This is a genomic window from Nonomuraea sp. NPDC049709, assembly GCF_040674815.1.
GTDB lineage: Bacteria > Actinomycetota > Actinomycetes > Streptosporangiales > Streptosporangiaceae > Nonomuraea.
In genome coordinates this window covers 122,462-132,246 of sequence record NZ_JBFANM010000033.1, presented here as the reverse complement: position 1 = coordinate 132,246, position 9,785 = coordinate 122,462, and the positions used below count along the sequence as shown (strand labels likewise).

At 69.2% G+C, this 9,785-nt stretch carries 6 protein-coding genes; 4 read left to right on the top strand and 2 right to left on the bottom strand.

Annotation, left to right across the window (positions count from 1 at the left end; translation table 11 throughout):
* Positions 1–71: 71 nt before the first annotated feature.
* Together AB0J69_RS30865 and AB0J69_RS30860 are read right to left on the bottom strand one after the other, a co-directional pair.
* Positions 72–3,038: a CBM35 domain-containing protein gene (locus AB0J69_RS30865; protein ID WP_364124124.1), complete on the bottom strand. Its 2,967-nt coding sequence runs from the start codon at positions 3,036–3,038 to the stop codon at positions 72–74.
* 93 nt (positions 3,039–3,131) lie between these two features.
* On the bottom strand, positions 3,132–4,349 hold the full coding sequence (locus tag AB0J69_RS30860; protein ID WP_364124122.1) for an ROK family protein: 1,218 nt from the start codon (positions 4,347–4,349) through the stop codon (positions 3,132–3,134).
* A 235-nt stretch (positions 4,350–4,584) separates the two neighbouring features.
* Here AB0J69_RS30860 and AB0J69_RS30855 point away from each other — a divergent pair, with 235 nt between their 5' ends.
* The 4 genes from AB0J69_RS30855 (at position 4,585) to AB0J69_RS30840 (ending at position 9,720) form a co-directional block, all read left to right on the top strand.
* On the top strand, positions 4,585–5,763 hold the full coding sequence (locus AB0J69_RS30855; RefSeq protein WP_364124119.1) for an extracellular solute-binding protein: 1,179 nt from the start codon (positions 4,585–4,587) through the stop codon (positions 5,761–5,763).
* A 68-nt stretch (positions 5,764–5,831) separates the two neighbouring features.
* A complete protein-coding gene (locus AB0J69_RS30850) occupies positions 5,832–6,743 on the top strand; it encodes a sugar ABC transporter permease (protein ID WP_364124116.1) in 912 nt (303 codons plus the stop codon).
* On the top strand, positions 6,740–7,564 hold the full coding sequence (locus AB0J69_RS30845) for a carbohydrate ABC transporter permease (RefSeq protein WP_364124113.1): 825 nt from the start codon (positions 6,740–6,742) through the stop codon (positions 7,562–7,564). The genes AB0J69_RS30850 and AB0J69_RS30845 overlap by 4 nt, the downstream gene beginning before the upstream one ends.
* On the top strand, positions 7,561–9,720 hold the full coding sequence (locus tag AB0J69_RS30840) for an alpha-galactosidase (protein WP_364124110.1): 2,160 nt from the start codon (positions 7,561–7,563) through the stop codon (positions 9,718–9,720). The genes AB0J69_RS30845 and AB0J69_RS30840 overlap by 4 nt, the downstream gene beginning before the upstream one ends.
* The last annotated feature ends 65 nt before the right edge of the window (positions 9,721–9,785 follow it).

Below are 9,785 nucleotides of genomic sequence, written 5' to 3'. Positions count from 1 at the left end.
CGCCCGGCGGGAGCGGTGGTGCTCCCGCCGGGCGCCGCCGGTTCGCGCACACGGCCCGAAGGTCCCAGGGGCTACGAGCCCAGGGAGATCCTGTCGAGGTCGGGGGCGGAGTCGTCGTCGTTGCCGATGGTGATCGTGTTGTCGCCCGCGTTCAGCGAGACGGTCACCGCCTGCGTGTACACGGTGTCGTTGCCCACGCCGCTGACCGGCACCTCGATCGGGGTGCCGCCGTTGACGGTGACGAAGTACGAGCGGTTCCCGTTGACGGTGAAGTCGATGAACAGCTGGTACTCGCCGGCCTGCTCAACCATGACGTCGCCGAAGCGGACGGACGCATCGGGCGAACCGCCGATGTTGCGCACCTTCTGCCCGCCGGAGCAGCGCGAGCAGTTCGTGACACCGGCGCTGCCGATGTCGTTCTGCGAGCTCTCCGCCTCGCGCATGAAGACGCGGTCGGCGGGACGGACCTGGATCGGCACCACCTTGGACACGCTGTGCGGCAGGCCGACGGTCTGGAAGTCCGCCTTGACCGGCACCTGCACGGGACCCGGCTGGCCGTCGGCGGGGCCGGTGACCGTCCAGGTGCCCTCGATCGACTGGCCCAGCCGCAGGTTGGCGGCGGTCGCCGGGGCGTTCTCGAGCGTCCAGCCCGCCGGTACCACGGGCGCCATCCGGACGTTGTCGACCGTGTCCTCGTCCAGGCGGAGCTTCGCGGAGATCTTGACGGACTGCCGGCCGGGGCCGACCCAGACCACGCCGGCCGGGTTCACGGTCATCGTGGTCTTCGGCGTGTACGACGCTGACGGCATCGGCCCGACCACGATCCGGTCCAGGCCGGGACCCTGCTCCTCGTCGCTGAACACCTTGATGGTGTTGGCCCCGGCGGCCAGCGGCACGGCGATCGACGCGTCCACGGGGACGTCCACGCCGGTGGCGGCGACGTTCTCCTTGATCGGCGCGGCGCCGTTGACGCTCACCGAGAAGGAACCTGCCTCGGCCGCCGTGTAGTCCAGTTCGAGCCGGTACGTCCCCGCCTCGTCGGCTCGGAGGTCGCGGTAGGTGACGGCGTTGCGGCTGCCGCCGCCCAGCCGGGTGACCTGCTTGCCGCCGGAGCAGGCGTCGCAGCCGGTGACCCGGGCGTTGCCGTCCCGGTCGTTGTGCCGGGCCTCAGCCTCCAGCGGCAGGCCGTCGGCGTCGTGGGTCGGGTAGTCCGACGCCACCCGGATCTCGTCGATCTTGAGCTGCCGGTGGAACGGCTTGGCCTGGGCGCCGCTCCAGGTGTCCAGCACCTCGAGCTTCAGGTAGCGCGTGTTCTGCTTGCCGAGGTCGATGAACTGCACGCCGCGGGCGCTGCGCATCGCGCCGGTGCGCACCGGCTCGCCCCAGGTCCTGCCGTCCGTGCTGGCGTAGACCTGGTAGTTCATGATCCGGGCGGAGTCCTCGGGCCGGCCGAACGACTCACGCGCGTGGGTGGGCGACCACTCCCGCTGGTTGACGGCCAGGTAGGCCGCCTTGCGGCGCTCGCCGAGGTCCAGCGTCACCGACACCGGCAGGTTGCCGTCGGCGTCCCAGTAGGTGGTGTGGTCGCCGTCCACGACGTTGGCGGCGGGGAAGCCGTCCTTCGCGGCGGAGGCGGTGGCCTTCACCTGGGAGGGCTTGAGGAAGTACTGCTGCCCGGAGGTGCGTACCTTGAAGACGGTGTCGTAGGTGTCCCAGTCGGTGACGCCGAGGATGGACAGGTAACCGCCGGACTGGGTGAACTTGACGGGCGCGCCGGTCCGTACGTCGGTGACCTGCGTCACCCGGTAGCCGTTGTCCCGCAGCCGGACCAGGTCCTGGCTCCTGGGCCTGGTCAGCACGTGCACGTACTGGGTCCTGGCCTCGTCGGCGACGGTGATGACCCCGTGGGCGCCGTCGTTCCAGAAGCCCGGCTGCATGCCGCCGTACATGTAGCCGCCGCCCTCGGTGCCCGTGATGGAGGACCAGATGGGGGGCAGCCAGGTGTCCATGAAGGCGTTGAACTTCTCCTGGCTCGGCGGGAATCTGCCGTTCACCATCGCGGTCTCGGCCATCAGCGACTTGATCGACGAGCCGGCGTTGGCCACGTACCGGCCGATGTTCAGGGGGAAGTCGACCGCGTTGTCCTTGCCGTCGTACCACCACTGGCCGCTGGTCGGCAGCTTGTAGTCGGCCTCGGTGAGGCGCGGCATCGGCGTGTAGGTGGCCTGCGGGTAGTCGTAGGCCGGGGTGATGCCGGTCTTCTGCTCGTTGCTGACGGTGTCCATGATCGGCGTGTCCTCGTTGTTGTTGCTCAACAACCAGGTCGGCCGCTTCTCACGGATCTGCTCGTACAGCTTGTTGCGCTCCCAGTAGGCGTTGTCGTTGTCGATCCAGAAGCCGGACAGGTCGGGGTACTCGTCCATGACCTCGTGGAACAGGTCGTAGCTGTACATGCCGAAGCCGTCGCGGGTGGTGAGGTCCACCTGCTGACCCTTGTAGGCGGAGTAGGCGGCGGAGTCGAGGGACTCGACGCCGGTCTCGTTGTGCCACTGCGGGTCGTCGGTCATGTAGAGCAGGACGTGGACGCCCTTGGCCTTGCCCGCCTCGACGAGTTCGCCGAGGAAGTCGCGCTTCGTCGAGCAGCTGCCGGGGATCTCCGACGGCCACGGCCGGGCGTAGCCGAGCCGGCTGTGGAAGGTCGCGAGCACGATGTAGGAGGCGCGCAGCTTCTTCGCCTCGTCGATCCAGTAATCGGCGGTCCAGCCGCCGTCGGTCACGTCACGCTCCCAGGCGGCGCAGTCGGTGTGGCGGGGAGCGGTGAACATGCCCCAGTGCAGGAACAGGCCGGCCGTGGAGTCGCGCATCCACTGCTGGCGCGGGTGCTCGACCTCCGCGCCGGCGGGCGCCGCGGTGAGCAGCGCCGCCACGAGGGAGAGGACCAGGGCGAGGGTGATCCCGGCGAAGCGCCGGGAACGGGACGCGACCCGGGGCGACCACCGGCGTCCGGGATCGCGCCGGGTGGGCGGGGGGAGGTTCATGACCACCGGCTTTCTCGTTGGAGCGATCAGGCTAATAATGCAAACAACACTGCCTAATCGGAATCCCGATGATCCAACGGCGACGGCCGGCGGTCAAGACCTCGGATCAATCCCGGGTACTTCCAGCAACGAGTTCAAGACCGTGTCGAGGGCCATCCGGGCGGCGCCGAGAGCCACCGAGTCGGCGCCCATCGTGGAGGTGACAACCTCGATCGGGAACAGGGTGAACTTGGCCAGCTCGCGGCGGAACGGCTCGGCGACGATCGCTCCGCCGCGCGACATGCCGCCGCCGAGCACGACGATCTCCGGGTCCACCGCCAGCGCGAGAAGGGCGGCGCCGCGCGCGAGGACCTCGGCGAACTCGATCAGCACCGCGAGACTCTCCGGATCCTGCCGGGCCGCGGAGGCGATGACCAGCTCGCCCTCCCGCCCCGCCGCGGAGGCCCTGCTCGCCGCGAGTTCGGCGCCGCGGGCGTGCAGCCGGGCCATCGCGGACTCCCAGCCGAGCATGGGCAGGGCCCCGATCTCCCCGGCCGCCCCATGCCTGCCCTGGTAGACCTGACCGTCCAGCAGGATCCCGGCGCCGGCCCGGTGACCTGCGAACATGTAGACGATGCTGCGGTGGTCCTGGGCGGCGCCCTTCCAATGCTCGGCCAGGGCGGCGAGCTTGACGTCGTTGGCCACCGCCACCGGCAGTCCCAGCCCCGCCGACAGCGTCGCGGCGACGTCCACCTCGGTGAACCCGGGCAGGGAGTAGGGGGTCAGCCCCGATCCGGCCTGGCCGGCGGCCACGTCGAACACACCCTCCGGGGCGCGCAGCGTCCCGGTCACGCCGCAGGCCACGCCGGTGATCTCGCCGGGGTCGAGGCCCGCGTCGCGCCAGCACGTTCGGGCGGTCTCCACCGCGGCCCGCAGCCGCTCGGGCGCGTCCAGGCTCGGGTCCAGCTCCCGGCGGTGCGAGGCGAGCGGATTGCCGCGCAGGTCGGTCACCACGGCCAGCGTCTTGTGTGCGCCGATGTCGATGCCGCTGACGTACCCGGACTCGGCACGGAAGCGGAAGTGGCGGGCCGGGCGTCCGGCCCCCCTGCTGTTCGCCTGCCGCGGCGGCACGGTCTCCTCCACGCGGCCCTCCTGGAGGAGCTCGGCGAGGAGATCCTCCGCGGTCGGCCGCGACACGCCGATGACCGCCCGCAGCTCCCGCAGCGTGAGCGAGGGGGCCTTGATGAAGGCGCCAAGGGCGGCGGCGAGGTTCAGTCGTCGCAGCAACGACGAGTCTCCGAGCCGGGTGGCTGCTTCTCCGTCTTGACTCATCCGATCAGGCGTCCTTATGCTCGCGGCGACAATAATGCTAGCTAGTCTGCATATTATAGTTTTGCGATCAACGATGCCGGAACTCCACCGCTCGGCGACAGCAGGACCGAAAGGGACACTCATGGCAGCACGTTGGAGAGGAGCGGTCGCCGCTGCGACGCTCACGACACTAGCTCTCGCCGGCTGTGCCAGTGGTGGGACGAGCGCGCCATCCTCATCCGGCGGTTCGGCCGAGATGACCATGCTCACTTTCGAGACCCCCAACCTGCCCGCCACGCTGTGGGACTCGGCGATCGCGCGCGTCTCCGCCAAGGTCCCGGGGATCAAGGTCAAGAAGCTGGTCACCCCGAACGTGGACCGCACCACCTACGCCAAGCAGCTGGCCAGCTCGGGCCAGCTCCCGGACATCATGATGGCGGTCAATCCGCAGGGATTCGCCGAAGGCGGCCAGCTCGCCGAGTTCACCCCCGAAGAGCTGAAGGAATACGCCTACCCGCAGTCCGGCGCGATCAACGGCAAGATCTACCAGCTGCCCACCAACGCCCAGCCCCAGTCGCTGCTCTACTACAACAAGGACGACTTCGCCAAGGCCGGGATCGGCAAGGTGCCGACCACCTGGGCCGAGTTCCTCGACACCTGCGCCAAGCTGAAGAAGGCCGGCATCACCCCGATCGCGGTCGGCGGCGGCGGCCAGGACACCTTCGCCAGCGTGTACGCGTGGGTGGGCGTCCTCGGCACCGACGTCTTCCTGCAGGACCCGGACTTCGCCAAGGAGATCAAGTCCGGGGCCAAGAACTTCACCGACCCCGCCTTCGTCAAGGCGACCGAGAAGATCGCGCAGCTGTCCAAGCTCGGCTACCTCGACAAGGAGGGCACCAGCCGGTCCTACGCCGACCACGAGAAGGCCTTCAGGGCCGGGTCGGCCGCGATGTACCCGATGGGTTCCTGGTTCGCCACCTCGGTGGACAACGACAAGCCCCCGTTCGAGGTCGGCGTCTTCGCCTGGCCGGGCGACGACGGCAAGGCCGTGGTGCCGAACCTGACCGGCGGCGGCATCAGTGTCAGCGCGAAGGCCGAGAACGTCGAGCTGGCCAAGAAGTTCGCGCTGGAGTGGACCAAGGACAAGGAGACCGCCGACGCCTTCACCAAGGCCGACGGCACCTTCAACACGGTCGCGGGTTACCAGCCGCCGGCGGACATGGGCCCGCTCTTCAACGAGACGCTGGCCATCTACGAGAAGGCGGTGAAGGACGGCACGGTGACCCCGGCCTTCTCGATAGAGCAGGGCGACAACGGCCTGCCCGCCGAGTTCACCGTACCCATCCAGCAGATCGCGGTCGAGCTCCTCGACGGCACGTCCGACGCCGCCACCGTGGTGAAGAAGCTCAACGACGAATACGCCGCTCTGAAGTAGGCGACCACCCGTGAGGGCGGACCTCTCCGTCCGCCGTCACTTGTTCTTTATTGAGAGGTCTTTCCCCCATGCCCGGCTCACCCCGCCACCACTCTCTCCAGGGTGGCCGGCTGCGCAGAGCGCGTGAGTTCTCCGGATTCGCCCTGCCTGGACTCTTCCTGTACGGAGTGCTGGTCCTGGTGCCGATCGTGTGGACCATCGTCCTCGGCTTCACCGACCAGACACGGTTCGATCCGCAGACCAGCTGGGTCGGGTTGAGCCAGTTCAGCCGGCTGTTCCAGGACGAGCAGTTCTGGCTGGTCCTGAAGAACACCTTCGTCGTCACGCTGATCGTCGTGATCGTGCCGAACGTGCTGGGCCTCGCCATCGCCCTGCTGCTCGACCGGGAGAGCCTGCTCTACCGGCTGCTGCGCTCGGTGTTCTTCACGCCCGTCATCCTGAGCGGCATCGTCGTCAGCGTCATCTGGCAGAGCCTGCTGCGGCCCGACGGGGTGCTGAATGCCGTCCTGCTGGACCTCGGAGTGGACAGCGCCCCGCGCTGGCTCTCCGACCCCGACCTCGCGCTGTACTCGATCAGCGGGATCCTCTGCTGGCAGATGCTGGGCTTCTGCGTGGTGGTCTACCTCGCCGGCCTGAACTCCGTCCCGAAGGAACTGCACGAGGCGGCGCTCATGGACGGCGCCGGATGGCTGCGGCGTTTCCGTTCGGTCACCTGGCCGATGATCGCGGCTTCGGTCACCATCAACACCGTCATGCTGCTGATCAGCGGCTTCAAGGTGTACGAGCACATCCTGGTGCTGACCAACGGCGGCCCCGGGCGCAACGCCACCGCCTCCATCGCCTTCGACGTCATCGAGAAGGGCGTACGGGGCGACCGGATCGGGTTCTCGGCGGCCGAGGCGACGATCATGCTCGCCGTCATCGTCGCGATCACCGGCGTCGTCCTGCGGCTGCTGCAACGTCGAGAGGTACACCTGTGACATCCGGTTTCCAGGTCGTGCGGCCGGTGTTCGCCGTCGCGCTGACCGCGTTGTTCTTCTTCCCCATCTACATCGTCGTCACCGGCATGCTCAAGCCCGCCGACGAGATCCAGTCCTCGCCCCTCGGGCTGCCCGCGCCGCTCACCGGGGAGAACCTCGGAGCAGTCTTCGGGCGTGAGGACGGCCTGTTCTGGTCGTCGCTGCTGAACAGCGTCCAGATCACCGTGCTGTCAGTGCTCCTGCTCACGCTGTGCTCGGCGATGCTGGCGCACTACCTGGTGCGCTCGAAGGCGCGCTGGACCAAGCCGGCGATGCTGATGCTGCTGTCCGGCCTGATGATCCCGCCGGCGGTGATCCTGCAGCCGGTCACCCAGGTCCTCGACGCCGTGGGCCTGATGAACACGCTGCCCGGCGTGGTGCTCGGCAACGTCGCCTACTACCTGCCGTTCGGCGTGTTCGTCTTCGCCGGGTTCATCGGCACCGTGCCGGTGGACATCGAGGAGGCGGCCGGCATCGACGGCGCGAGCCGGCTGCGGATGTTCTGGCAGGTGGTGTTCCCGACGCTGCGGCCCGCCGCAGCCAGCGTGATGATCTTCCTCGGGGTGTGGGTCTGGAACGACTTCCTCAGCCCGCTGGTGATCCTCGGCCCCGAGTCCGGCACCACGGTCACCGTCGGCGTCTACCGCTCGGTGGGCGAGTACTCGACGAACTTCGGCACCCTGTACGCGTTCTCGTTCCTGGCCTCGCTTCCGGTACTGCTGTTCTTCGTGGCGCTGCAGAAGCAGTTCGTGGCCGGCCTGACCGCGGGATCGGTCAAGTGAGCGCCCGCCCGTCCGCGGTGACGTACGACGCCGACACCGGAGTGCTGCTGCTCGACACCCCCCGCACAAGCTATTCGGCGTACGTCGGGCGCGCCGACGACATCCCGGTCCACACCTACTGGGGCCCGCCCATCACCGCCGAGGACGCGGCCTACCTGGCGACCACGACCGCTGCACGGCTGGCGTCGGAGTGGGAGTGCTTCCGCTCGGCCGCGAACCGGCACGAGGAATACCCGCTCGACGGCGGGCTGCAGTTCGGCCGGGCCGCGCTGTCGGTGGAGTTCCCCGGGTCGGTGCGCAGCATCGAGTGGCGGCTCGCCAGGCACGAGATCACCGCCGGGCCCGGCCACCAGGAGCTGGCGCTGTGGTTCGAGGCGCGGCACCAGGAGCTGACGGTGGCCCTGTACTACCGGGTCCACGACGACAGCGACGTCATCGACCGGTGGGTGGTCGTGCGCAACGACTCCACCACGGACGCCGTCGACGTACACCGCCTCGACTCCGCCGCCTGGGTGACCCCCGAGCAGCCGCGGCACCGGATGACCCACCTCACCGGCCGCTGGGCGGCCGAGACCCAGGTGCGCCGGACCGACCTCGCCGACGGCCACCTCGTCCTGGAGAGCCGCCGCGGCATCACCGGCCACCACGCGAATCCGTGGTTCGCGATCGACGACGGGACCGCCACGGAGGAGAGCGGCCGGGTCTACAGCGCGACGCTGCACTGGAGCGGTTCGTGGCGGATGCTCGCCCAGCGGGAGCTGGACGAACCGGCCCAGGTGCTGTTCGGCTGGGGGCACGAGGGCTTCGGCCCGCGCCGGCTCGAACCGGGCGAAATGCTGAAGACGCCGATCAGCTCGGGCCTGTTCACCGCGGGCGGGTTCGGCGCGATGAGCCACGCGTGGCACGAGTACGCCCTGCGCCACGTCCTGCCGAACTCCGGCGAGTTGCGGCCGGTGCTGTTCAACTCCTGGGAGGCCACCGGCTTCGACGTGGACGAGGTGGGTCAGCGGGCGCTGGCCCGGCAGGCGGCCGACCTCGGCTGCGAGCTGTTCGTCCTCGACGACGGGTGGTTCGGGCGGCGCTCCGGCGACCGGGCCGGTCTCGGCGACTGGTGGGTCAACACCGACCGGTTTCCGGGCGGCCTGAAGCCGCTGATCGACGAGGTGCACGCGCTCGGCATGGGCTTCGGGCTGTGGATCGAGCCGGAGATGGTCAACCCCGACTCCGACCTTTACCGCGCCCACCCCGAGTGGACCTACCACTATGCCGGCCGGGAACCGCACACCATGCGGCACCAGCTGGTGCTGAACCTGGCCAGAACGGACGTGGCCGAGTGGGTCTTCGGGGAGCTGGACGCGCTGCTGTCGGCCAACGACATCCAGTTCGTCAAGTGGGACATGAACCGGCCGTTCACCGACGCGGGCTGGCCGGAGCAGCCGGACCGGCAGGGGCGGCTGTGGCTCGACCACGTGACGGGTGTCTACGGCGTGATCGACGCGTTGCGCCGCAAGCATCCCGGCGTGGCGTTCGAGGCGTGCTCGGGCGGTGGCGGCCGGGTGGACTTCGGGATCATGGCCAGGACGGACCAGTTCTGGCCCTCCGACAACACCGACGCGCTGGACCGGCGCTACATCCAGCACGGCTTCAGCCACCTCTATCCGGTGCGGACCATGTCGTGCTGGGTGACGGACCTGCCGACCTTCATCAACAAGCGACGGGTGCCGCTGACGTACCGCTTCCACGTCGCGATGGCCGGGGTGCTCGGGATCGGCGGTGACCTGAACGCCTGGACGGCCGAGGAGACGCAGGAGGCCAGGCGGCTCATCGCGCAGTACAAGGAGATCCGCCACATCGTCCAGCACGGCCGCCTGCACCGGCTGGGCGAACCGGGCAGGTCGGCGTCCGCGGTGCAGTACGTGACGGCGGACCGGAAGGAGTCCGTCGTCCTCGTCTACCAGGAGGCCCAGCAGTACGACGGCAACCCGGCTCCGATCCGGCTGCGCGGCCTCGCCCCCGGAGGCAGGTACCGGGTGGACGGCGGCCCGGTGCTGTCCGACGCTGTGTTGTCCGGCGCGCTGCTGCTGGGCCACGGGATCACCCCGCAGCTCACCGGTGACTACGCGAGCACGCTGATCCGCCTCGAACTCCTGGACTGACCGCTTGGGAGCGCCCCCAGCCCGAGCCGTGAATGTAGATGACCACAGGAAGGTCGCCGCTGCTG

Excerpts from the sequence above, each read along its gene's own strand:
- AB0J69_RS30865 (WP_364124124.1), bottom strand. The coding sequence starts at position 3,038 with ATGAACCTCCCCCCGCCCACCCGGCGCGATCCCGGACGCCGGTGGTCG.
- AB0J69_RS30850 (WP_364124116.1), top strand. The coding sequence starts at position 5,832 with ATGCCCGGCTCACCCCGCCACCACTCTCTCCAGGGTGGCCGGCTGCGC.
- AB0J69_RS30855 (WP_364124119.1), top strand. The coding sequence starts at position 4,585 with ATGACCATGCTCACTTTCGAGACCCCCAACCTGCCCGCCACGCTGTGG.
- AB0J69_RS30860 (WP_364124122.1), bottom strand. The coding sequence starts at position 4,349 with ATGAGTCAAGACGGAGAAGCAGCCACCCGGCTCGGAGACTCGTCGTTG.